The organism is Lamprobacter modestohalophilus, assembly GCF_016583905.1.
Taxonomy (GTDB): domain Bacteria; phylum Pseudomonadota; class Gammaproteobacteria; order Chromatiales; family Chromatiaceae; genus Lamprobacter; species Lamprobacter modestohalophilus.
In genome coordinates this window covers 26,111-48,908 of the sequence record NZ_NRRY01000018.1, presented here as the reverse complement: position 1 = coordinate 48,908, position 22,798 = coordinate 26,111, and the positions used below count along the sequence as shown (strand labels likewise).

The following is a 22,798-nucleotide window of genomic DNA, read 5'->3' as shown; positions in this document are numbered from 1 at the left end:
TGCATGATGAGCGAACAGCCAAACCGACATCTGTCGAAGGCCGCACCGCAGATCGCGGGGCTGACACCTTATGTGCCGGGGAAGCCAATCACCGAGCTCGAGCGGGAGTTGGGTATCACCGGGTCGGTGAAGCTGGCGTCGAACGAGAATCCGCTCGGTTGTGGTGAAGCGGCACGCGCTGCCTATGCGGCGGCTGCGGCTGAGCTGGGGCGCTATCCGGATGGCGGAGGTTTTGCGTTGCGCCGGGCGATCGCGGCGCATCATGGCGTTGAGCCTGAGCAGGTGACGATTGGCAATGGCTCTAACGATGTGCTCGATCTGGTCGCCCGCGTGTTCCTGCATCCTGGGCTGGAGTCGGTGTTTTCCGAGCATGCCTTTGCCGTCTATCCGATCGCAACCATGGCAGCCGGCGCTCTGGCGCGCGTCGCGCCGGCGCGCGACTTCGGACATGACCTCGAGGCGATGGCCGCACTGGTCAATGAACGCACGGGCGTGGTCTGGATCGCCAATCCGAACAATCCGACAGGGACATGGATCGCGGCCGAGCCGTTGCGGGCCTTCTTGTCTGCGCTTCCAGAGCACTGCATGGTGGTGGTGGATGAGGCGTATTTCGAGTATGTCGATGAGGCTGATTATCCGGACACCACCGGTTGGCTCGACGACTTTCCGAATCTGATCGTCACGCGCACCTTTGCCAAGATTCACGGGCTGGCCTCGTTGCGGGTCGGGTATGGCCTCAGTCATGCGCATGCCGCTGAGCTGATGAACCGTGTTCGGCACCCGTTCAATGTCAATGCGCCGGCGCAGGCTGCGGCGGTGGCTGCGCTTGGTGATCGTGAGCACGTTGAGCGCTCGGTTGCGCATAACCAGCAGGAGAGGGCGCGGGTGATGGCGGGTCTCGACGCCTTAGGCCTGGACTCGATTCCGTCGGTCGGTAATTTTGTCACGGTTGATCTGGGCCAGCCGGTCGGTCCTATTGATCAGGCATTGCTGCGGGAGGGCGTGATCTGTCGCCCGGTCGCGAATTACGGTCTGCCGACGCATCTCCGCATTAGTATCGGCCTGGCGGAAGAGAACGATCGGATGTTGGCGGCACTCGCTCGGGTGCTCGGGCAAACGAGTACGCCTCGGAGCGGATGATGATCGAGCGCCTTGCGGTGATCGGCGTCGGCCTCATCGGCGGGTCTTTGGCGCGTGCCTTGCGGGCCGCTGACGCCGTCGGGGAGGTGATTGGCTGCGGTCGCTCGCTGGAGAACCTTAAGCTCGCGCTCGAGCTCGGCGTGATTGACGATTACGTTCTCGAGCCCGGTGATGCGGTGGCGGATGCCGATATGGTGTTCATCGCCGTGCCGTTGGGGGCGATCGCGGGGGTCTTTGCGAAGATCAAGGGGCGGCTCCCAGCGCGCGCTGTGGTCACCGATGGCGGCAGCGTCAAAGGCAGTGTTGTTAGCGATGCTCGGCGAGTCTTTGGCGGGAATGTTCCGTCCTGGCTGGTGCCTGGGCACCCGATCGCGGGCACCGAGCGCAGTGGCGTCGGCTCATCGTTTCCTGACCTTTACCAGAATCGCCGGGTTATCCTGACGCCCGTACCTGAGACAGACCCAGGAGCGGTCGCGCGGGTGCGGGCGATGTGGGAGCAGGTGGGCTCTGAGGTGACCGAGATGAGCGTCGAGCATCACGATGAGGTGCTTGCCGCGACCAGCCATCTGCCGCACATGCTGGCGTTCGGGCTGGTCGATGCGCTCGCGCGGATGCGTAGCAATGATGAAATCTTCCGCTATGCGGCGGGTGGTTTTCGCGACTTCACCCGTATCGCGTCATCGAGTCCAGAGATGTGGCGCGATATCTGTCTCGCGAACGCAGAGGCCCTGAGCGGCATGCTGAGCCGTTTTGGCGATGAGATGAACGAACTCTCAAACACCATTCGATCCGCCGACGCCGATGCGTTGCTGAGCATCTTTGAACGCGCTCGCGCGGCGCGCGAGCGCTATGTTGACGGGTTGGAGCCATCAACGGGCGCTGATTGAGGAACTGCAGCTGGTTGACTGCCGATGTTGAGACCCGATGCTCCGCGGCGTCTTCTCGACGAGCGAAGCATCAGGTTCTGGCGATCCTTCTAGGACCTTTTCTAGGTCCTTCCAACGGCGATTCTAATGGCGGCATTCGTCCATGTGCCGAGAAACACCAGGGATCAGTGCAACCAGGAAGATCACGGCTAGAAGTAGCGCTGCGGACAGGACCAGCACCAATGCGAGCTGGCTCGTCGGTACCGTTAGCGGTGTCATCATGGCGATGACGCCAAGCAGAACACCTGCAGCCAGCAGGAGTGCGGAGAGCAGCACGGCAGCGCGCATCGTTCGGCAATTGGTCAACATGGCCAGGCTCCGTTTGGTTAGTGAATAAGCAAATACTAATTCACTGGCTCTTGTTTGTCTAGAACAGTTGCTTGAATTCTCTCTGGACTGTGGTCTGAGTCACGCTTTCAGCCCGCCTTCAGGTGCCGATAGGCGCGGTTATCGTCGCGCTCCTGAACCCGTCGCGCTCCTGAACCAAGGCGTCTGGCAGTCGGCTGCGATTGATGGGGAGGGCTGCTTAATCGAGAACCGGCGCCTTCCTAAGGCGGATCGACGGGTGCGCCCATCGAGAAGCCTCGGTGAGCGATCGTGATTGCCAGAGCCTGAGGTGTGCAGTAGCCTTGCTGGCGCCTGGCACCTGGCACCTGGCACCTGGCACCTGGCGCCATGCTTGCTCGATGCTGGCGTGCGATCCGGTGCGCCTCCCTCGGTGCCGCTTTTGGTAGACTGCTTGTCGACTGATGCGCGACTCATTTGCGGATGCCGCGCGACAGCGCTTTTTTAATCCATTCGTGATCGGAGCTGCGTCGGGCAGGCCGGTCCCCTTGTCACGGGAATCTAGAGTCAATGGAGAACGATACCAACATCACTTGGCACGAGCATCGAGTGACGCGTGAAGAACGTGAGCGGTTGCACGGCCATCGTGGGTGCGTGATCTGGTTTACCGGCCTCAGCGGATCGGGCAAAAGCACGCTGGCGAATGTGTTAGACCACATGCTTTCAGCCCGCGGGGCGAAGAGTGCCGTGCTTGACGGTGACAATGTCCGGCACGGTCTTAACGCTGGTCGGAACATCCTCAAAGAGACCCATGGCGACGAGTTCGCAGAGCGCTTCGGCTTGGGCTTTTCGGCGGTTGATCGAGAGGAGAACATCCGTCGGATCGGTGCCGTGGCTCAGTTGTTCTGTGAGGCGGGCACGATCGCGCTGACGGCCTTCATCAGTCCCTACCGTGTGGATCGTGATCGCGTACGGGCGACGATGCCCGATGGCGATTTCATCGAGGTCTTCGTCGATACGCCGCTCGATGTCTGCGAGCAGCGTGATCCCAAAGGCCTGTATAAGAAGGCGCGTGCGGGGGAGATCAGCCACTTCACCGGCATCGACGACCCCTATGAGGCTCCAGATGCGCCTGAGCTGACCTTAAAGGCGAGCGAGCAGACTCCCGAAGCGCTGGCTGGTGAGGTCATTGACTATCTGGTGGGCCGGGGCATCTTAAAGGTTTTTGCAGCCTGAGCTCTTAACGCGCATGGCGCGGTGCCACGCCGGACAATGAATTGCGTGAGATTCATGTCAAGGCTCATGGTGCCGCGCCACCCCGGCAGATGAATCGCGCGAGATCCACGTTAACTGAGTGTGTTCCATGAAGATCTGCATTGTTTCGGATAGCCATGACCGCGGTCCCATGCTTGCGACCGCGATCGCCGAAGCCAAGACACGTGGCGCAGAATGCGTTCTGCATTGCGGCGACCTGATTGGAACAAACACGCTGCTGGCGTCACTCAAGCTGAATCTTCCCATCCATGTGATCCATGGCAACAACCTCGGCGATCCGGTCTCGATATCGCGTTTGGCCTGTCGCTCAGAGGGACAGCTTTCCTACTACGGCAACGATGCCAACCTTGAGTTGGCGGGACGCTGCATTTTCATGACGCACTATCCGCATATTGGGCAGGCTTTCGCCAGTGCCGGTGATCACGACCTCGTGTGTTGTGGACACAGTCATGAGCCAGAGATTCGTTGCTTAGACAACGTAAAAGGTGGCAAGACTTGGCTTGTCAATCCTGGCACCGTGGCCGGGCTCGGCGCTCCTGCTGCGACTTGGATCTTTGGTGACCTCGAGACAATGGACTTTGATCTCCAGCGACTCGAGTGAGCACATGGGGATTCCTGGGCGTCCATAGAGAGGCTATATAGAGAGGCTATATAGAGAGGCTATATAGAGAGGCTATAGAGCGTCCATCCATAGACGGCGTTTGGCCGCGCGGCTCGTCTTGTCGCGCGGCCGCTGCGTTTACGGGCGTTTGGGCGTCGAGTATTTTTTCTCTTTCTGAAACGACTCCCAGATCGTGTCGTAGCCAACAAAGCCTTTGTCATTGGCACTTTTCTGGCGCGTGATCAAGTAGCGCGCGCTGCCTTCGGGAACCTTCGGTCGGGTCTTGGGTGCTTCGCTCATAAGCTTCCTCTATTCATGGGTGATAACGGGAGGATCGGATCGCTGACGTCAGCCCCTCCCGAAAGACTGACGCTTCAATGAGAATTCGGCCCCGTCCGGCTAAAAGGTCGTGCGGTCTGTCGAGTCTGGCGCCTTTGTGGCGGTGTGCCTAGCGGTTCAGCTGACTTGTCCCTGAAGACGACGAGACGCTTGAGTCAGTGGAGTGTGCGGAGGGTTCCTTCCAGGTCGGGGCCTTCATCGATCTTGCCGCCCGCTTCTATCTCCTCGTCGGTCGCATCCCGTACTGTGATGATTTCCAGTCGAAAAATCACTTCTCTACCGCACAATGGATTATTGCCATCGATGGTTAAGGTTTTGTCGTCTTTCCGAGTCACTAGGAAGCTCTTGGTCTCACCTTTGGCGTTCTCCATGGTGATGGTCGTGCCAACCTCGCGGTATTCCTCAGGCACATTCTCTATATAGTCAGTAATGACCAGGGACTCGTCTCTTGGGCCGTACAATTCGTTGCAGTCGATGGGCACTTCAATGATGTCGCCTACCGATTTTCCCGCCAGTTCGGCGGTGACGGCAGGTGACAACACCTCATTGGCGCCATGCACATAGCCGACAGGGAATTCGACCAGGGTTAAGACGCTTCCCGTTTTTTTGTCGAGGACCTTGTATGTCAGCTCGACGTACTTGTTGTCTTCAATAATCGCGGGCATAGTCATTTAAAAAACAGATGCAGCAAAGATCTTGACTTCGCCTTTCTCGTAGCCCAGGACCATGCGCCCGAGCCATTCGCCTTCTTTCTTGGTACTGCGGACTCTGAACAAACAGCTGACATGTTCGCCGCGACGAATAAAGCCAAGAACATCGTAGTCGGGCGATAGGCTCCGGGTCAGCTCACTCTTTGCGAACTGCTTGCCAACCTCAACTTCGTTCAGTCCGAGCAACAGATTGTAGGAAAAGTTGCGGATAAATTTTCCGTACTGCCCCTTATTTGAGTATTTAATGAGGTCGTCCCACATCGGGATGGCGATCTCCAACAACTCATCGTCTGTTTTTTGAATGATGTTCATCGGCGAATCTCAATCAGTAGATGACGCGGCAGCGGGTCCGAATCTACTTGTTGCGGCGGGCGCGTTTGCTCGCCCGAAAAAAAAGACCAACAAATCAAACGTTGATCTTATTGATCAATGAGAGGTATCGCCCCCGATAGTTCGGGGGCGCGGTCATCTCAGCCGGAGTCCGGCTGAGTGGTTAGGCGGCCACGGCCTCCGGCTCAGCCTCGTCCACCAAGTGGTAGCAAGGCGCCTTCTCCATGGTGTACTCACCAGTCTTCGGATCACGATGCGAGACTGTCAGCACATGCCAGTTCTCGTCGTCCAACTTCATCGCGTCACCGCGGTAGTAGTAGCCGGGCCAACGCGTCTCCTTGCGGAACAGCGTGTGCTGCAACACGGACTCGGATGTCCGCATACGATGCTTCAACTCCCATGCTCGCATCAACTCATGGATATCTTCCGCCGCGATCTTATCGAGATCTTCTTCAAGCAGCTTGATCTTCTTCAGACCGATATGGAGCAGCTTTTCGTTGGTCATGTAGTTGACCGTGACACCACCAGCGTACTCATCCATCAGCTTCTGTAAGCGGTCAAGTCCCTGACGCGGGTTGATGTAGTTTGGATTGACCGAACCGGCGGTGATCTCATTGCGATAGATCTTGTAATGCTCCATCGGCTTGAAGATCTCCTGCTTGCGACGATTGATCTGATCGTCGGAGATCCGAAGGCCTTCTGCCTTGCCATCATCGATGTACTTGCAGGCAGCCTTGGCGGCGAGACGGCCTTCCGTGAAGGAGCCCGAAGAGAAGGCATGCGGCGTGCCGCCGACGGCGTCACCGGCCCCAAACAGGCCGGCGACTGTCGTCATCCGGTTGTAGCCCCAGAAGTACTCATCCGGCGATACGTCTTCAGGGCCGGAGCACCAGGCACCGCAACCGGTAGCATGAGAGCCCATAACGTAGGGCTCGGATGTCGTCAGCTCTGGGTTCTCATACTTCGGGTCGACGTCTGTTGCTGCCCAGAGTACCGCCTGACCAACCGTCATACCGAGGAAGTTGTGCCAACCGATCTCTTCGAGATGCGGGTCCTGGAAGGCCTCCATGGTCACCATGTGGATCGGGCCGCGACCGGCATTGACCTCATTGATGAACGCGTGGTTACGCAGACAGGTTGGGATCGGCCGATGCGTCAGGCTTGACGCTTCGACGTCCAGGTATTCCTTGCCAACCATCTCCTGGAGCGCCGGGAACCACTTGGATTCGTACTCCTCGCCCAGGCCATTCTGGGTATAGGTCTTGAGATGCAGGAAGTATGCGCCAACTGGGCCGTAACCATCCTTGAAGCGAGCCAGAACGATCCGGTTCTCCATCTGCGTCATCTTGGCGCCGGCTTCGATCAGCAGCCCATAGGCGGAGCCCGATGACCAAGGCGCGTACCAGACGCGACCGGCACCTTCTCCGACCGAGCGGGGCTTGAAGATGTTCGACGCGCCACCTGCGCCAACGATCACGGTCTTAGACTTGAAGACGTGGTAGTTGCCGGTCCGGACGTTGAAACCGACGGCGCCGGCGACCCGGTTCTCCTGGGCTTCGTCCATCAGCAGATGGGTGACGCAGATACGATTGAAGACCTTGTCGGCCGATTTCTTCGCCGCCTCGGCGACGATCGGCTTGTAGGATTCGCCGTGAATCATGATCTGCCAGCGACCCTCGCGCTGGTAAGCGCCGGTCTTCGGATTGCGCATCAGGGGCAGGCCCCATTCTTCAAACTGATGCACCGTCGAGTCGACGTGGCGAGCCATATCAAACAGTAGATCTTCGCGAACCATGCCCATCAGGTCGATACGCGCGTAACGCACGTGATCTTCCGGGTTGTTCTCTCCAAACCGGGTTCCCATGTAGCAGTTGATGGCATAGAGACCCTGAGCGACGGCGCCAGAGCGGTCGATATTGGCCTTCTCGGCAATCACGATCTTCTTGTCTTTGCCCCAGTACCTGGCTTCAAAGGCCGCGCCTGTGCCTCCCAGGCCCGCACCAACAACCAGGACGTCAATGCCGTCTTCAACGATTGTTTCGTGACCCATCAGTAGTACACTCCTGCTTTCATTTTTAGGCCGTTAGACTTGAGCGTATGCAAGCCACCATCGTCGAGGCGGATATACTTTGGCTCATTGAATAGCAGCTGGCTGTCACGCACATCGTCGCTCGGCGCGGGCTCGTCGGCGAGCTTGGGGATATGCTTGCCCCAAGGCTTGGTTGTGATCGGCGCCAGCAAATTCATGTCCTTTTTGCCATTGCGGAACTTGATTCGCCAAGCAATGACACCTTTTTCTTCATCACGAAGCACTCGCACGGAGTGGCCAAGTGGAGCAAAGTCGGCATAGCCGCGTACGTCAATCGCCTGATGTGGGCAAGCCTTAACACAGGAGTAACACTCCCAGCACATGTTCGGCTCGATATTGTAAGCACGTCGCGTTGTCTTATCGATGTGCATGATGTCGGACGGGCAGATGTCGACGCAGTTTCCGCAGCCGTCGCAACGCGTCATATAGACAAAAGTTGGCATTCTATTACCCCTAGTGGTTGTTCGTCGGCGAGTGCCTGATCAGTAGTGACTCGGCGCTTCCCGATTGATGCCAAGTCCCATGTACGGCGGTTTGTCTCCCATGTACTCTGGAATATCCGGGTACATTTCTTTGACCGCAGGGTCAGTAAGCTCGGGAATTTCAGGTAAATTTTCCCTTGACCCATCTGCCTTGATCACGCGCTTCTGGTACGCGGCAGCCGGTTTGAAGAACATGTGCGCGAATTTGGACCAGTACACAGTGCCGAACAGGAAGGTGGTCGCGGCGATGAACAAGACGAAGAAGAAGGTGCTAAGCCCACCGGCGCCGCCAGCCTGTAAGACTGACCAAATCAACCCGAATGTTGCCATCGCGAGTAAGGACAGAATGAACATGTCCGCCCGCACGATCCGATACCAAGGATTGCCTTCGGCGGAGACGTCGACACGGATACGGAACCAGAACCAGTAACCGCCGAAACAGAGCATCAGGGCGCCTAAATGCCACAACAGCGGCAAGATCGCCGGTGCTTGATCGGCTGGAGTCGGGTACCCAAAGATGAGGATCGCCGTGGTCACAATGAACAGGATGAACCCGTACATCGTGAACAGGTGGGAGAGCCTGCGCTGGGGGTTGGCAAATTCGCCAGAGGTCAGAACCTCTTTGGCCAGCGTTTGAACGGCGAGAGATGTTTTCTCGGCCCCGCTCACGCTGCGTTTAGCTTGTGTCTTCGCCTTGCGGGCGTTCTCGAAAAAGTACTTGGCGTTCTTCTTGAGCACCATGTCTACGACCGTTCCGCCGGCGACCAGCAGGACCATCAGAATGATGTAGCCCTGCATGATTGCAGTCGGAATGAAGGTTACTTCAGCAAAGGGATTCGTGGTGAACATCGACGTCGGTTTCCTCTGTTCCGGGTTTCCGAACGAGACATCGTGGATGATCCTCTATCGGCATACAAGTCAATCTTTTTTTGGGTCATATAAAACTTCCTGAGTTGAGATAAAATCTAATATATACAGGTGCTTAGGATTTGTCTGGCGCTGGCTTCGGGTGGCAAAATGACCGAACAGCATCGGCGGGATGGCCTTCCTGTCGCGCGACACAGTCGCGGAACAGAATCAAGAGCGTTCGCTTTTGATATGTACATGATCAGAGCTGACAGGTTAAGAAGATGCCTGACTGACTGGCTTACCGGTATGCTGTCTTTTATAGACCCTCGGTCAGCAGGTGGATACGGCTCCTGTCTGGCTAAGATTCTCTCAGGATCGTTCACTATGCTAACGCGACTTATACAAAAACATCTTTTTCTGGTCACCCAAGAGCTGGACATCGTTGGTGACGAAGTCAGGGTTTGCATCAAGTCACCCTGGAGTGAGGAAAAGCTCACGGTGATGCTAACGGTGCTGAATCCCGAGCCTGTGATCAAGAAGTCTCGTCTAGAGTTCACCAGTCGCGTGAATGGCGAAACCCTCATATCACTCTATTCGGGACGGCCCAACACCGCTCAGTTCAATGATTTCGTGAGTAGCCTCAAACAAAGAGCAAAGGATGAATACAACGCCTTTGCCGGTCTGAAGCCGGCTGTCAACCTGCAGACGCTTGTTGGGAATCCTGATGAGGAAGCACCAGACTTCGAGGTATCGAATGCCGATGAGGCTGCAACGGCGAGGCATGAGGTCGACGCCGAGAAGGTCGATGGTGCCATTCGTATGCTGGCGACGTATCTTGATGGTGCGGAGATTGGCTCTTTGATGTCGGCTTTAGAAGCACTTAGAGCGGACCCGCAAAATGCCTCTCATCTCGACCGCGTCGTGCATGCGTTTTCGGCGCTAGGCGTTGCTCAGGGCGCGGTATTAACCTATGCGCCTTATTTGGGTATCTTGTTATCTGATGACCCTAGCGGTTGGTGATTCGCGATGATGAAAGCCTTCTCCCAACGACTTCTCCCGCCTTACTCCGGGCAGGTTCAGATCGCAGAGTCTGACCGTGCCAGAGCGATCACGATGGATGGATTACGTTGGGAGATTCACTTTCTGCGTGCCGCTAAAATCAGGGAGGGCGCGGCTGGGCTCAAAACGAAGGGGGCCTTTACGCGAGTTGCCAGTATCGGCAGCGATGAGTTAGGGGCGATAGCGGGACAAACGTCTTCGCTGTATGAAAACATCGATGAACGGATCATCGAGCTTGCGGCTTTCCTGACAACAGCCCATTTGCCGTTCCCATCGGCAGATCACTATGAGTATTGGCTGCTTGATGCTGACGATGAGTCCCCTTTGGCTCTGATCTTTTCTTGCACAGAAGCCGATTACATGGCGTTGTTTCCGTCTCGGCCGGAGTGGCCTGCGCTACCAGCGGCGGTCATGCCCATCGCCAAGACTCAAGATGAGCAAGCTCGAGGCGAGGCGCCAGTCAATTACCGGGTTGAGCGTCTCGTTGCCGCCAGGGCCGGCTCTAAGCCGCGTGCTTGCTGGTTCCAGCGGCGATCGAGTGAGCCCGACCAGTTTCCCGTGTTCTTGCTGAGAGAGGACTGGGTGGATGAGGAGCAGCACCAGCTATGCCAGCGCTATCTGATGAGGCAATCGTCGCGTCTGTTGATGTTGCATGGATTACAGTGCGAAGAACGGCGGCGCCTCGAACTCGCGGCAAGACCCTATGCCTTAGAGGTTGAGCGATTCTTTCCGCTCTACCCGGAGATCGTGGATCAAAGGATCGTCAATGCCATTCGCGCCGAAGCGCGGCTGCGAGGTGCATCGGGGGAGCAGGTTTCGCTTCTAGACCGCAGGGACGGCATCCTGTATCTGTGACACTGGCCGCCTCCTATTCGAAGGCGGCCGCTTTAACCTGAAGTCAGCACTTGATCGTCCGGGGTGGCGACCAGCTGTTGACGTTAGCGGATTACGTTAGCGGATCTAGCTGATCGACTGGTAATAGTCCATCAAGATCTGCGCAACTTCGGGCCGCGAGAACTCGGGTGGCGGTGCTTCACCGCGACCCAGCATCTCCCTGACCTTCGTCCCTGACAACAAGATGAAGTCTTCCTTAGTATGGTCTGGGGCGTCGCGCATCATCACCACTCGGTTGAGCTTCTTCGAATAGGCGGTGTGATCGGCGCGGAACACCTCGATATCGAGCGCCCCCTCCGGCACCTCCTCATCGAAGATGGTCTGGGCATCGAAGGCCCCGTAGTAATCCCCGACCCCTGCGTGATCGCGGCCGATGATAAAGTGCGTTGCGCCCATGTTTTGTCGGAAATAGGCATGTAGCACGGCCTCACGCGGACCCGCGTAGAGCATGTCGAAGCCGTAGCCGGTGATCATGACGGTGTTTGGCGGGAAGTAGAGTTCGGCCATCTTGCGAATCGCGGCGTCGCGCACCGGAGCCGGGATGTCGCCGGGCTTGAGCTGGCCAAGTAGCATGTGGATCACGATGCCGTCACCGTCAACCGCCTCCATCGCCATCTTGCACAACTCTTCGTGGGCGCGATGCATCGGATTGCGCGTCTGGAAGGCAACGGTCTTCTTCCAGCCGTGCTCCTGGATCTGGTGACGGATCTCGACCGCTGTGCGAAAGGTATCCGGGAAGTCGTTTTGAAAGTAGGAAAAGCTCAAGACATGGATCGGCCCCGAGATCGCCGTTCGCCCCTGGCTGTGGAAGGTCTTCACCCCGGGATGCTCAGGGTCGTTGGTTCGATAGACCTTCTCCGTCATCCGTGCCATCTGCTCGTCGGAGATGGTCTCGATCGCCTTGACCTCCATCACCGCCAGCACCGGGTTGCCCTCGACGTTCGGGTCGCGCAGCGCAATCCGCTCGGCGCCTCGAATAGCGTCCGCGGACTCAAGGAGGCAGAGCACAGGGACCGGGAAGAAGCGGCCGTCAGTGGTCTTCATCGACTCGGCCACACTGATCGCGTCGGCCAGATTCATGAAGCCCTCGAGGGGGCTGAAGTAGCCGGCACCCATCATCACGGCATTGCCGGCAGCCTGAGAGCTGATCATCACAGAGGGCAGCGATTCTGCCTCGTGGGCGAGCTGATGGTGGCGTTCGGCGTCGTAGACGAACCGCGGTTGGAGCTCGTCAGAACCGATTGGCTTGATCATGCGTTGGCCTCCTCAGTATGCAGAAATGGGACATTGCGAATAACGCGGATGCGGCAGGCAAGCGTTAAGGAATTCCCAAGCTTTTGTTATTTAAGCTATAATTTTTTCAGTGCGTATGCGAGTCGTTAAACTAGCAGAATTCACAGGGTTTCGCTCAGCGATTCTTTTTTGTCCATGGCAAGGCGACTTTATGGGCTGTTGCTCGCGGTGGATGCCGCTGCGGTTGAAGCTGACACTGAGACTGTCCCAACACGGGGTCTGTATCGAGCCGGTATAGTGGGGCCCTGACTGAGGCTCCTGCCCTGATACAACTGCCGGACCTGACCTCCTTGACTGACTGCCAAACCCCCATCGTCGCCGTTGTGATTCCGACCTTTAACGAGGTAGAGAATGTTCCCGTCCTGGTCGATCGTCTGCAGTCGGTGCTGCGTGGGCTGAACTGGGAGCTGATCTTCGTCGACGACGATTCGCCAGACGGAACCGCGGCGCGCGTGCGTGCGATCGCCTGCCAAGATCCCCGTGTGCGGTTGATTCAACGCATCGGCCGGCGCGGCCTTTCGTCGGCTTGTATCGAGGGGATGCTTGCGACCTCGGCACCCTACATCGCGGTGATCGATGCTGATCTGCAGCACGATGAGTCGCTGCTGCCGACGATGTTGGAGAAACTCCGCAAGGAGCCGCTGGATATGGTCATCGGTAGCCGCTACGTCGCCGGCGGTGAGGTGGGTGACTGGGATGCGCAGCGCGCATCTATGAGCCGGGTGGCGACCCGCATCGGGCTACATCTGATCAAGGCGGACCTCAAGGACCCCATGAGCGGTTTCTTCATGCTCCGCGCCGAGGTGCTTCAGGAATGCATGCGCGAACTGAGCGGTGTTGGCTACAAGATTCTGCTCGATCTGTTCGCCACCTATCCGCGGCCGCTGCGGTTTCTCGAACTGCCCTACCAGTTTCGCGCGCGGCAGTCCGGCGAGAGCAAGCTGGACGAGGCGGTGCTCTGGGAGTACCTGCTGATGTTGATCCAGAAGTGGGTCGGTCCGATGATCCCGGCCCGCTTCATTGCCTTCTCGCTGATCGGCGGCAGCGGCGTGTTTGTGCACATGCTGGTGCTCTGGCTCAGCTTCAAAGGGCTCGGCACCAGCTTCCTGGTCGGCCAGAGTGCGGCGGCGTTGGTCGCGATGACGACCAATTTCTTCCTCAACAACCTCTTCACCTACAGTGACATGCGGTTGCGCGGCTGGGACATGCTCCGCGGCTGGCTCTCGTTTGTCGCGGCTTGCAGTGTTGGGGCCTTGGCGAACGTCGGCATCGCGAGCTGGATCTTTCAAACCCACTCGCTTTGGGTGCTGTCGGCGCTCGCCGGCATCTTGGTCGGTGCGGTCTGGAACTATGCGGTGACCGCGGTCTACACCTGGAAACGGCCGAAGGCTGCCTGAATCCTTGCTGTGACATTTGGAAACATCTCGTAACCGTTTGTTTCAATTTAGTCCCGAGGAAGACTGGACTATAAATTAGAAATCGCTAATATACTTAGGCATCTTATCGAACTTTATGGATCGACCGACGATGTCTTACCCAATCTTGATTGCCGGAGGCTTTAGCCTCGCCATGCTCGCGGCCGGAAACCTAGCCGCAACCGAAACCGGCCACTCGACTGCGCCGGCGTTTGGAACCCCGCGCCCGGTGGTGACGGCCTCGGAGCTGCACCAGATTGATGCCGCCTCCAACCCATTCCCGAGCAAGGTGATGGCCAAGCAGTTCGCCGACTATCTGGCCTGGACCAAGTCGCGGGGACTCAGCCGCTTGGCTGCCTTTGAGGCCCTGAGGGACCTTGAGCAGGGCAAGCCCGCCGCTGAAGTGCTGCCGTTCCCGAGCGAGCAGATGGCCGAGCAGTTCGATGCCTATCTGCGCTGGACCGAGGAACAGCGGGTCAGTCCGTTCTACGCCTTCAAGGTCACCAACTTCGATTGACCGCCCCCCGTGGCCCGCTCTGGGCCGCGCAAAAAAGCCCCGTGCCGCCCTTGGCGGCGCGGGGCTTTTGTGTTGCGTTACGCGTCAATGTCGGCTAGCGTCCCAGAGCGCCTATGCGGATCTCACTGTTCCGGCCAGCGTCTCTGGATAAGCTGCGGGGATACCACTGACAAGGATGAGGTTGCCACTAGCGGTCGCGAACCGCTAATCTTGTTGCGCTGCACAAACGCGTGCCTGACTTATCCCAGACAATCGAGCCTCTCATGGTCAAATCTCGCCCCGTTTTCCTCGAGCTCTGGCGTATCCGGTTGCCGATACCCGGCGTCGTCTCGATTCTGCACCGCGTTAGCGGCCTGTTGATGGTGCTTGCGATTCCGGTTTTTGCCGCCGTGTTCGCGCAGGCCCTTTCCGGCAGCGCTGGGTTTGCATCGGTCGAGGCGTTGGCGGACAGCGCCCTAGGTCAGTTGGTGTTGCTGCTGTTGGGTTGGTCGCTGCTCCATCATCTGTTCGCCGGTATCCGCTATCTCGCGCTTGATCTCGGCTGGGGGCTCGACCGTCCGAGCGCCCGCAAGACCGCCTGGACGGCACTCTATAGCGCCTTGGCACTGACCCTGATCGGGGCGGTGGTGCTGCGATGAGCCGGCGCGCTTCTGGTCTCAAAGCCTGGCTCGTGCAGCGCGTCAGCGCCGTCTATCTGGGCCTGTTCGGGCTCTACCTAGCGCTCTACTTTGCGTTTGCGCCGCCGCAGGACCATAGCCAGTTGGCCGCTTGGGCAAGCTCGCCCTGGGTGGCGGTTAGTCTACTGGTCTTCATCCCGCTGCTGCTGGCCCATGCCTGGGTCGGCATCCGTGATGTGCTGATCGACTATATCAAGCCGATTGGCCTGCGCGTCGGGCTGTTGTCGCTGTTCGCGCTGGTGTTCCTCGCCTCCGGCCTCTGGGCGCTGCAGGCCTTGATCTTGGTTCAGATTGGTTGATCCTTATGCCCGCTGCTCGCTCTCTTCCCCACCGACATTTCGATGCGCTGATCATTGGCGCTGGCGGCGCGGGTCTCAACGCCGCGCTGCGCCTAGCCGCCGCCAATCTGCGTGTCGCCGTGGTCTCGAAGGTGTTTCCAACCCGTTCGCACACGGTGGCCGCCCAGGGCGGTGTCAACGCCGCACTGGCCAATGCGCTACCCGATAATTGGCACTGGCACATGTTCGATACCGTCAAGGGCTCGGACTACCTGGGCGATCAGGACGCCATCGAGACCATGTGCCGCGAGGCAATCCCCACCGTCTACGAGCTCGAGCATGCCGGCGTGCCGTTCTCGCGGCTCGACAACGGCAAGATCTACCAGCGTGCCTTTGGCGGCCAAAGCCAGAACTTCGGCGGCGAGCAGGCGGCGCGCACCTGTGCGGCGGCGGATCGCACCGGACACGCCATCCTGCACACGCTGTACCAGCAGAACCTGCGCGCCAAGACCCACTTCTTCGACGAGTACTTTGCGGTTGACCTGATTCGCGACGATGAAGGGGTCGCGATTGGCGCGCTGGTGTTAGACATCGAGAGCGGCGAACCGCTGATCATCGAAGCCAAGACTACGCTGCTCGCCACCGGCGGCTATGGACAGGTGTTCCGCACCAATACCAACGCCTTCATCAATACCGGTGACGGCATGGCGATGGCGCTGCGTGCCGGGGTGCCGCTGCAAGACATGGAGTTCTATCAGTTCCATCCCACCGGCGTCGCCGGCAAGGGCATGCTGATCACCGAGGGTGCGCGCGGGGAGGGCGGTTATCTGGTCAATGGCGAGGGCGAGCGCTTCATGGAACGCTACGCGCCCAAGGCGCGGGATCTCGCCAGCCGCGATATGGTCTCGCGCTCGATCGTCACCGAGATCCGCGAGGGCCGTGGCTGCGGGCCCAACAAGGATTACGTGCTGCTCAAGGTCGATCACCTTGGCGCCGATGTCGTGCATCACCGCCTGCCCGGGATCACCGATATCTGCCGGGTGTTCCTCGGCATCGATCCTGCCAAGGAGCCGATCCCGGTGTTCCCGACCGCGCACTATGCGATGGGCGGCATCCCAACCGATCGTCATGCGCGCGTCGTTGCGCCGGCTCGGCATGGACCCGAAGAGGTGGTGCCTGGGCTCTATGCCGCGGGCGAGTGTGCCTGTGTCTCGGTGCATGGCGCCAACCGCCTGGGCGGCAACTCATTGCTCGACATCCTGGTCTTCGGCCGCGCCGCGGGCACCGACATCCTGAGCTATGTCGCCGAGCATCCGAATCACCGACCGATGCTCGATGCACACATTGAGCCGGCGATCGCACGGCTAGCCCGCTGGGAGCGCCAAGGCGAGGGCGAACGGGTGGCGGATGTAAAGGCCGAGCTCCGCCGGTTGATGGAGGATCACTGCGGTGTCTTCCGCGATCAGCCGACCATGGCCGAAGGCGTCGAGAAGCTCAAGGCGCTGCGTGAGCGGGTCGAGGGCGTTCGCCTCCGCGATCACAGCCAGACCTTCAATACCGCGCGGATCGAGGCACTGGAGCTGGATAATCTGGTCGATGTTGGCATGGCGACGATGATGTCCGCCCTGCACCGCGATGAGAGCCGCGGCGCCCATTCGCGCGTCGATCATCCCGAGCGCGACGACGAGCGCTGGATGAAACACAGCCTCTATCTGCGCGAGGATGATCGCATGGACTACAAGCCAGTGCGGACCAAGCCGCTGACGGTTGAGTCTTTTCCGCCGAAGCCGCGGGTTTATTAAGAGGAGGACCGACCACGCATGTCCATCACGATCAGCGTCTACCGTTACCAGCCCGATAGCGACTCTGGCTCCAACGCCAGCCCGTCGGCCACCGGCGCCAAGCCCTACATGCAGACCTTCGAGGTCGAGGCCGCGCCGGGCATGATGCTGCGCGAGGCCCTGCTCGCGATCAAGGAGCAAGACGAGACCTTCGCCTTCCGTCATTCCTGCGGCGAGGGCGTTTGTGGCTCCGACGGCGTCAACGCCAACGGCACCAACTGCCTGGCCTGCATCACCCCGGTCGCGGACTTGAAGCAGCCGATCCAGGTGCGTCCGCTGCCGGGGCGGCCGGTGATCCGCGACCTAGTCGTCGACATGACCCAGTTCTACGAGCAGTATCGCGCGGTCGAGCCCTATCTGATCCGCAAAGATCCGCTGCCTGAGCAGGAGATCCGCCAGTCGCCCGAAGACCGTGAGAAGCTCGACGGACTCTATGAGTGCATCCTTTGCGGCTGCTGCTCGACTGCCTGCCCATCGTTCTGGTGGAACCCGGACAAGTTCCATGGCCCCGCGGCGCTGCTGCAGTCCTGGCGCTTTTTGGCGGACAGCCGTGACCAGGCCACCGAGGAGCGGCTGGATGCGCTGGAAGGGCCGTACAAGCTGTTTCGTTGCCACAGCATCATGAACTGCGTCGAGGTTTGTCCCAAGGGGCTGAATCCGACCAAGGCGATTGGCCAGATCAAAGAGCTGATGCTCGAGCAGTCGGTTTGAGTGGTGAGTGGTGAGTGATGAGTGATGAGTGATGAGTGATGAGTGATGAGTGATGAGTGATGAGTGATGAGTGATGAGTGATGAGTGAGTGTGGCGGCAGCGCGGCTTCTCTTGCTCAGCGTCGTGCTGGGTCCTTTCAGGCTGAGGCCTTGGGCTTGGAGCGCCAGATCCAGCGCCTGCGCTGGCAATGCCGGCGCGGCATGCTTGAGCTCGACCTGCTGCTGAACCGCTTCTTGGATCAGCGCTATGCCGAGCTAGACTCCGCCGGGAGCGCTGACTTCGAGCGCCTGCTCGGCTATCAAGACCAGATTCTGCAGGATTGGCTGCTCGGCCAGGCGGTGCCGGCGGATCCCGCGCTCAGTCGCCTGGTTGCGGCGATTCAAGACTGCATGCTCGAAGGACCGCGAGCATCGTCGAGCAATGCTGGCGCAGAGCGTTGACATCAAGGAGAGTTCTCCGCAAGGCGACCCTCGGCAAGACGATCCCTCCGCAAGCTAAGCCCTATGCAAGCTAAGCCCTATGCAAGCCAACGCCTATGAATGAACCAGTGCGAACACCTGATCGATATGCCTGGCTCGAGCAACAAAGCCGCTTGCTGAAGGCGGGGCGCATACAGGATCTCGACATTGAGCAGCTGGCCGAGGCCTTGGAGCAGGAAATGGGCAACGAGCGTCGAGAGCTCTATCGGCGGCTGCGCATCTTGATTGGTCATCTCCTCAAGTGGCAATACCAGCCGGATCAGCGCTCATCGAGCTGGGCGGGCACCATTCGCGTACAACGCAAGGATCTGGCGAAGCTGCTCAAGGATAGCCCGAGTCTCAAGCGTTTCGTCGATGCAGAAATCCTCGACGCCTATACCGATGCTGTTGATCTCGCGAGCTTCGAAACCGGACTCCCTAAGTCCAGCTTTCCCGCAGACTGTCCTTATCAGGCACAAGCGCTCTTCGATCAGGAGTTCTGGCCTAGCCCTAGCGCCGGCTGATCAACGGTTCGCTGAACGCTGATCAGTTGGCTGTTGAGGACGGCTCAACGATTGGCGGCGACAAACTCGGCCGCGGTCTGGAGCATCTGCACCCTGATCTGTCCGGTGGCGGTATCGAAGGAGATGCGGCGGCCGCGGGTGCCGCCGACATCTTCTGCTTCAATTGGGATGTGGTGCGCTGCGAGGATCTGCCGAGCAACCGCGATATTGGCGAGGCCGATGTCGCTCTTCGGCACGAGAGAATCGATGACCTGGGCGCCGCCGAAGAGCTGCGCGCGTAGCACGCCTTCGGTCGGGTCGAGCCGGCGCATGAGGCTAATAATCGCGGCCGTGGCGCGGTCGCCATAACGACCGATGTCGATGTCTTCGGGACGCGCCCTGGCCAGCAGAAAGTGGTTCATGGCGGCGTAGGGTTTGTCGATATGGCGCAAACAGACCCCAACGCAGCTTCCCAGCAGGGTGGCAAGCTCGCACGGCGTTTGGGCGACATGGTATTCGCCGGGTAACAGATAGATGCGCTCCATTAGATGCGTTCCATTAGATGCGTTCCATTAGATGTGCTCCATGCTGATTGCTCCTCATGTGGTTCATCGGTGTTTGCGCGGGGCTGCTATCCTGCCAGCGCTGCGCGTGTTTGCGCAGCGGTCGGTGGCTCCGGCGCTGGGCGGCCGATGAAGTAGCCTTGTGCGAAATCGACGCCGAGCTCGAAGAGTACCTCAAGGATGGCTTCTGACTCGACGAATTCCGCGACCACTTTCTTGCCCATCGCGTGTGCCATCTTGGTCGTCGCCTGGACGAAGATGCGATCTTCCGCGTTTCGATCCAAGTTGCGGATAAAACTGCCGTCGATCTTCACGTCATCCACCGGCAGCTGCTTCAGGTAGGCGTAAGAGGCAAAGCCGCTGCCGAAGTCATCCAATGCAAAGTGGCAGCCGAGGGCGCGCATGCTCTTGATCCGCTCCACCGCAGCGCTGATGCTGTCGATCGCAACCGTCTCGGTGATCTCGAGCGTGAGCCGTTGCGGATCGACCTGCGAGCTGCGCAGTAAGCGTGCGAGCTCGGCCTCGATCGAGGTGTCGGCCAGTGCCTTTGCGGACAGGTTAATGCTCAACGACAGGTGAGGATGCTCGGTCAGGACGCGAATGGCCTCGGCCATGACCCAGCGATCGATGGCGTTGATGAGCCCGCTGCGCTCAGCAATGGGGATGAACTCATTTGGGCTCGCGAGCCGCCCGTCGGCGAGCTGCATGCGCAACAGGCCTTCGGCGCGCCAGATCGTTCGCTCGGGGAGCGCCATCAGCGGTTGATAGAACAGCCGCAGCCGGCCGACCTTGATCGCCTCGGTAATCGCTCGATTCCACAGCACGCGTTCATTCGCCGCGGCGCGGGCGGTGTCTTGATTCGAGTAGAGGTGGCAGCGTTGACGATGCTGCGCCTTCGCTTGATACATGGCCAGGTCAGCATTGGCCATCAGCGTTTGAGGGTCGTTTCCATGATCGGGGAAGAGCACGATGCCGATGCTGGCAGAGACCTGGTGTCGGTGACCTTTGGCTCGCACCCACGTTGTGTGGATGCGTTCTTGGAGCTGCTCGGCCAGATCCAGCACCAGCTCCTGCGTGGCTGTGGCGACGAGCACCACAAACTCGTCGCCGCCGAAGCGGCCGATCTTGTCGTCTGCGCTAAGACAGGCTTTCAGCCGTTTGCCGATCCGCTTCAGTAAGCGGTCGCCGATCTGATGCCCGCTGATATCGTTGACGTCCTTGAAATTATCCAGGTCGATGAAGATCAGGGCGCCGCGGCCCTGGTTGCGCTCGGTGAACTCGATGATCTTGGTCAGCTCCTGGTCGAAGCGCCGACGATTGAGCAACGCGGTCAGCGGGTCGTGATCGGCAAGCCAGCGTAGCTCGTCTTGTGCCGTCTCGCGCTCGGCCTGCATGTGCGCCATGCGCTGGTTCAAACGCAGTGCAACATCGATGGTTTCGTCTATCTCGTCGCGCAGACCGGTCGGGCTTTGGGCGGTCTGGAGTTGATCAGCGAGGGTCTCGAAACGGTTCTCTGCCAGCAAGGGCAGCAGTCGCGATAAGGTGCGAATGCGGTTGATGGGGCGGCGCATGATGAGCAGTAGCAGCGCCTCGGCGACGAGCAGACCGAGCAGGCCGATCAGCAGGCTATTGCGCGACATTTGGCTGATGCTGCGGCGTGCGTCAGTGATCCGATTGATAACAAAGCCGATCAGCCCGCTGTCCGCCGGATCGATGCGAAAGACCTCATACCAATCGCCTCCGAGCTGGATTGCCAAGGGTGCCTGCGAGCTGCTGGCGAGTAAGGCGGCGGTCGGGATTGACTGCAGCAAGGGCAGTGCTTGCTCGGCCTGCGTCGCCCCGAAGAACTGCAGCGGGGGCGCTGCTGAGGCTGTGCTTGATTGAGCCGCGTCAGCAGGCCGCGCGATGGCGAGATCTGAATCGGTCAGCTCGCGGAACGCCAACAGGATGCTTGCCATGGTCCGCCCGAGTACCAGGCTGCCGGCGGTTTTGCCGTCCCAGAGCACCGGCGAGGCCAAGTATTGGCGGCAGGTATCTTCACTGCAGAGGATATGCTCGCTGATCTGTTCTGGATGTTGCTGCACCTCGCGCAGCAAAGACGCCGGCAGTGGTAGCCCTTCCGAGGGCCAGAGTGAGAGCGACGCGCCACCGATCTTGATCCAGTGAACTGAACGAATATCCCACTCGAGGTCGAGCAGGGTGCCATCGACCTGCAGCGCGTCGCGGAGGTGATCTGCCGCCGAGCTGTCGATGGCTGGGGATTCTAGGCGCGGCACCATGCTGGCCAACCGCGCCATCTGCTGAAAGCGATCCGCGATCAGGCTGGCGAAGTGTTCGGTCTGGCGGTGGCGTAGATAGGCTTGGCTGCGTTCGAATTGGTCAACCAGGACCTTGCGGGAGTAAAGCGTCAGCGACAGAATGACGATGGCCAGCGCGAGGCTGATGCCGATGAGCACCTTCCAACCGAGGCCGAAGAAGGGGCGGCGCTCAGCACTGAGGTCGGTTGCGAATGGCTTGTGCAAATGGCCTCCTGCCGACCTACTCAAAACCTGAATGCGGCTTGAATCGCAAACAGATCCCAGTGTTTTTCAAAGCTGCCGAAGTCGGGGTTCTCGATCTCAGACAGGATGAAGTTGCCGATGTGGCGCTGATACTCGGCCTTCAGCATCCATTGTTGATTGAGGTCCCAGCGCAGCCCGAGCGTGAGAATGCGCGATGAGGTGGCCTTCGCCGGTATGAGGCCGAAGGTCTGCTGCTCGAGCTTGCGCCCATCGCGGTCGGCGCGGTCACCGAAACCTTCTTCATAGCGCAACATCAGCTGCCACTTGGGCAGGGGGCGATGGGTGACTTGCGCATAGTATCCCTCGGCGGTGGCGTCCCGATCTGGGCGCATGGGACCGAATCCCCGCCACTGCATGGGCTCGGCCATGTACTCGGTGGTAAAGCTCCAACGCTCAGTGTTGTACTGGGCGGATGCAATCCAGTAGAGGATGTCGACCGTGCCCGGCCCGATCGGCAGTGGGCTGCCTTGCTGGGGGTCGAACTCCAGCGAGACTGCGGCACCGCTCCAGCCGAGCTTCAATCGTTCGTCCTGTGAGTAATACCAGAGGCTGGCTAGCCAGCTGTTCTCGTCCGGCCCGAGATCACCGGGCAGGTCGCCGAACAAGTACGCCGTTTCAACATTCTTGTCGATCACGGGCAATCCGGTCGCCAGACTCGCCGAAAAGAGGCCGAAGGGTTGGTAGAGATCTGTATAGACGTAGATACCGTCCGCGGACAGTATCAGGTTGCGGACCTTGTCGAAATAGACGACCTGTGGCAAGAAAATGCCCGGATGGGTGAAGGGCACATCGCGGGTTTCGTTATACAGGCCAAGGCGGTTTTTGATGCGGCCAATCCGGGTCCCGACACGGTAGCTATCGCCGGTGGTCAGGATGATATCCGCGAGTGCGAAATCGACCTTTGGTTCGTCGTCACTCATCTCACCGGCTCGTCGGTAGAGCACCTGTCCCGCCAGCCTGAGGCGTGGATTCAGGCGCCAAGACGCATTCAAGCCGATCTCG

The 22,798-nt window shown here is 59.4% G+C and carries 25 protein-coding genes; 14 read left to right on the top strand and 11 right to left on the bottom strand.

What is annotated here, in order from left to right:
* The first annotated feature begins 6 nt into the window (after positions 1–6).
* Positions 7–1,140: a histidinol-phosphate transaminase gene (gene hisC, locus CKO42_RS12105; RefSeq protein ID WP_200244196.1), complete on the top strand. Its 1,134-nt coding sequence runs from the start codon at positions 7–9 to the stop codon at positions 1,138–1,140.
* Positions 1,140–2,027 carry a prephenate dehydrogenase gene (locus tag CKO42_RS12100; protein WP_200244195.1) on the top strand — a complete coding sequence of 296 codons (888 nt, stop codon included), beginning with the start codon at positions 1,140–1,142 and terminating at the stop codon, positions 2,025–2,027. The genes hisC and CKO42_RS12100 overlap by 1 nt, the downstream gene beginning before the upstream one ends.
* 123 nt (positions 2,028–2,150) lie before the next feature.
* Here CKO42_RS12100 and CKO42_RS12095 read toward each other — a convergent pair whose 3' ends face one another.
* Positions 2,151–2,375, bottom strand: coding sequence for a hypothetical protein (locus CKO42_RS12095; RefSeq protein WP_242479337.1), 225 nt, complete (start codon positions 2,373–2,375; stop codon positions 2,151–2,153).
* A 546-nt stretch (positions 2,376–2,921) separates the two neighbouring features.
* Here CKO42_RS12095 and cysC point away from each other — a divergent pair.
* Both cysC and CKO42_RS12085 read left to right on the top strand, forming a co-directional pair.
* Positions 2,922–3,587: an adenylyl-sulfate kinase gene (cysC, locus tag CKO42_RS12090; protein ID WP_200244193.1), complete on the top strand. Its 666-nt coding sequence runs from the start codon at positions 2,922–2,924 to the stop codon at positions 3,585–3,587.
* Between the two features lie 127 nt (positions 3,588–3,714).
* Positions 3,715–4,227: a metallophosphoesterase family protein gene (locus tag CKO42_RS12085; protein WP_200244191.1), complete on the top strand. Its 513-nt coding sequence runs from the start codon at positions 3,715–3,717 to the stop codon at positions 4,225–4,227.
* 138 nt (positions 4,228–4,365) lie between these two features.
* Here CKO42_RS12085 and CKO42_RS12080 read toward each other — a convergent pair whose 3' ends face one another.
* The 6 genes from CKO42_RS12080 to CKO42_RS12055 form a co-directional block, all read right to left on the bottom strand.
* Positions 4,366–4,527 carry a hypothetical protein gene (locus CKO42_RS12080; protein ID WP_200244189.1) on the bottom strand — a complete coding sequence of 54 codons (162 nt, stop codon included), beginning with the start codon at positions 4,525–4,527 and terminating at the stop codon, positions 4,366–4,368.
* A gap of 194 nt (positions 4,528–4,721) precedes the next feature.
* Positions 4,722–5,231 (bottom strand): FKBP-type peptidyl-prolyl cis-trans isomerase, encoded by a 510-nt coding sequence (locus CKO42_RS12075; RefSeq protein ID WP_200244302.1) that lies wholly within the window; start codon positions 5,229–5,231, stop codon positions 4,722–4,724.
* A gap of 6 nt (positions 5,232–5,237) precedes the next feature.
* Positions 5,238–5,588 carry a hypothetical protein gene (locus CKO42_RS12070; RefSeq protein ID WP_200244187.1) on the bottom strand — a complete coding sequence of 117 codons (351 nt, stop codon included), beginning with the start codon at positions 5,586–5,588 and terminating at the stop codon, positions 5,238–5,240.
* Positions 5,589–5,769: 181 nt separating this feature from the next.
* Positions 5,770–7,656, bottom strand: a complete 1,887-nt coding sequence (gene aprA / locus CKO42_RS12065) for an adenylyl-sulfate reductase subunit alpha (RefSeq protein ID WP_200244185.1) — start codon at positions 7,654–7,656, stop codon at positions 5,770–5,772.
* Complete coding sequence (aprB, locus tag CKO42_RS12060; protein ID WP_200244181.1) at positions 7,656–8,138, bottom strand: adenylyl-sulfate reductase subunit beta; 483 nt, start codon at positions 8,136–8,138, stop codon at positions 7,656–7,658. The genes aprA and aprB overlap by 1 nt, the downstream gene beginning before the upstream one ends.
* Positions 8,139–8,177: 39 nt before the next feature.
* Positions 8,178–9,026 carry an adenylyl-sulfate reductase gene (locus CKO42_RS12055; protein WP_200244175.1) on the bottom strand — a complete coding sequence of 283 codons (849 nt, stop codon included), beginning with the start codon at positions 9,024–9,026 and terminating at the stop codon, positions 8,178–8,180.
* 384 nt (positions 9,027–9,410) lie between these two features.
* On the opposite strand from CKO42_RS12055, the gene CKO42_RS12050 reads away from it, so the two are divergent.
* Complete coding sequence (locus CKO42_RS12050; RefSeq protein ID WP_200244173.1) at positions 9,411–10,046, top strand: hypothetical protein; 636 nt, start codon at positions 9,411–9,413, stop codon at positions 10,044–10,046.
* A 6-nt stretch (positions 10,047–10,052) separates the two neighbouring features.
* Complete coding sequence (locus CKO42_RS12045; protein WP_200244171.1) at positions 10,053–10,940, top strand: hypothetical protein; 888 nt, start codon at positions 10,053–10,055, stop codon at positions 10,938–10,940.
* 105 nt (positions 10,941–11,045) lie between these two features.
* Here CKO42_RS12045 and sat read toward each other — a convergent pair whose 3' ends face one another.
* Positions 11,046–12,233, bottom strand: coding sequence for a sulfate adenylyltransferase (sat, locus tag CKO42_RS12040; RefSeq protein WP_200244169.1), 1,188 nt, complete (start codon positions 12,231–12,233; stop codon positions 11,046–11,048).
* 329 nt (positions 12,234–12,562) lie between these two features.
* Here sat and CKO42_RS12035 point away from each other — a divergent pair, with 329 nt between their 5' ends.
* The 8 genes from CKO42_RS12035 (at position 12,563) to CKO42_RS12000 (ending at position 18,693) form a co-directional block, all read left to right on the top strand.
* Positions 12,563–13,669 carry a glycosyltransferase gene (locus CKO42_RS12035; RefSeq protein WP_242479336.1) on the top strand — a complete coding sequence of 369 codons (1,107 nt, stop codon included), beginning with the start codon at positions 12,563–12,565 and terminating at the stop codon, positions 13,667–13,669.
* Positions 13,670–13,799: 130 nt separating this feature from the next.
* Positions 13,800–14,204 carry a hypothetical protein gene (locus CKO42_RS12030; RefSeq protein WP_200244168.1) on the top strand — a complete coding sequence of 135 codons (405 nt, stop codon included), beginning with the start codon at positions 13,800–13,802 and terminating at the stop codon, positions 14,202–14,204.
* Positions 14,205–14,467: 263 nt separating this feature from the next.
* Positions 14,468–14,842 carry a succinate dehydrogenase, cytochrome b556 subunit gene (gene sdhC, locus CKO42_RS12025; protein ID WP_200244167.1) on the top strand — a complete coding sequence of 125 codons (375 nt, stop codon included), beginning with the start codon at positions 14,468–14,470 and terminating at the stop codon, positions 14,840–14,842.
* Positions 14,839–15,180 (top strand): succinate dehydrogenase, hydrophobic membrane anchor protein, encoded by a 342-nt coding sequence (sdhD, locus tag CKO42_RS12020; protein ID WP_200244166.1) that lies wholly within the window; start codon positions 14,839–14,841, stop codon positions 15,178–15,180. Before sdhC ends, sdhD begins: the two co-directional genes overlap by 4 nt.
* Positions 15,181–15,185: 5 nt before the next feature.
* On the top strand, positions 15,186–16,961 hold the full coding sequence (gene sdhA, locus CKO42_RS12015) for a succinate dehydrogenase flavoprotein subunit (protein WP_200244165.1): 1,776 nt from the start codon (positions 15,186–15,188) through the stop codon (positions 16,959–16,961).
* Between the two features lie 24 nt (positions 16,962–16,985).
* Positions 16,986–17,711 carry a succinate dehydrogenase iron-sulfur subunit gene (locus CKO42_RS12010; RefSeq protein ID WP_322826386.1) on the top strand — a complete coding sequence of 242 codons (726 nt, stop codon included), beginning with the start codon at positions 16,986–16,988 and terminating at the stop codon, positions 17,709–17,711.
* Between the two features lie 80 nt (positions 17,712–17,791).
* Positions 17,792–18,151, top strand: a complete 360-nt coding sequence (locus tag CKO42_RS12005) for a succinate dehydrogenase assembly factor 2 (protein ID WP_200244162.1) — start codon at positions 17,792–17,794, stop codon at positions 18,149–18,151.
* Between the two features lie 107 nt (positions 18,152–18,258).
* Positions 18,259–18,693: a DUF29 domain-containing protein gene (locus CKO42_RS12000; protein ID WP_338034907.1), complete on the top strand. Its 435-nt coding sequence runs from the start codon at positions 18,259–18,261 to the stop codon at positions 18,691–18,693.
* Positions 18,694–18,737: 44 nt separating this feature from the next.
* Here CKO42_RS12000 and CKO42_RS11995 read toward each other — a convergent pair whose 3' ends face one another.
* The 3 genes from CKO42_RS11995 to CKO42_RS11985 all read right to left on the bottom strand — a co-directional run bounded on the left by CKO42_RS11995 (position 18,738) and on the right by CKO42_RS11985 (position 22,716).
* The gene (locus tag CKO42_RS11995; protein WP_200244159.1) at positions 18,738–19,217 is read right to left on the bottom strand and encodes a chemotaxis protein CheD; all 480 of its coding nucleotides are present in this window, start codon (positions 19,215–19,217) and stop codon (positions 18,738–18,740) included.
* An 86-nt stretch (positions 19,218–19,303) separates the two neighbouring features.
* Positions 19,304–21,757, bottom strand: a complete 2,454-nt coding sequence (locus tag CKO42_RS11990; RefSeq protein WP_200244157.1) for a putative bifunctional diguanylate cyclase/phosphodiesterase — start codon at positions 21,755–21,757, stop codon at positions 19,304–19,306.
* 20 nt (positions 21,758–21,777) lie between these two features.
* Positions 21,778–22,716 (bottom strand): TonB-dependent receptor, encoded by a 939-nt coding sequence (locus CKO42_RS11985; protein WP_242479335.1) that lies wholly within the window; start codon positions 22,714–22,716, stop codon positions 21,778–21,780.
* Positions 22,717–22,798 lie beyond the last annotated feature (82 nt).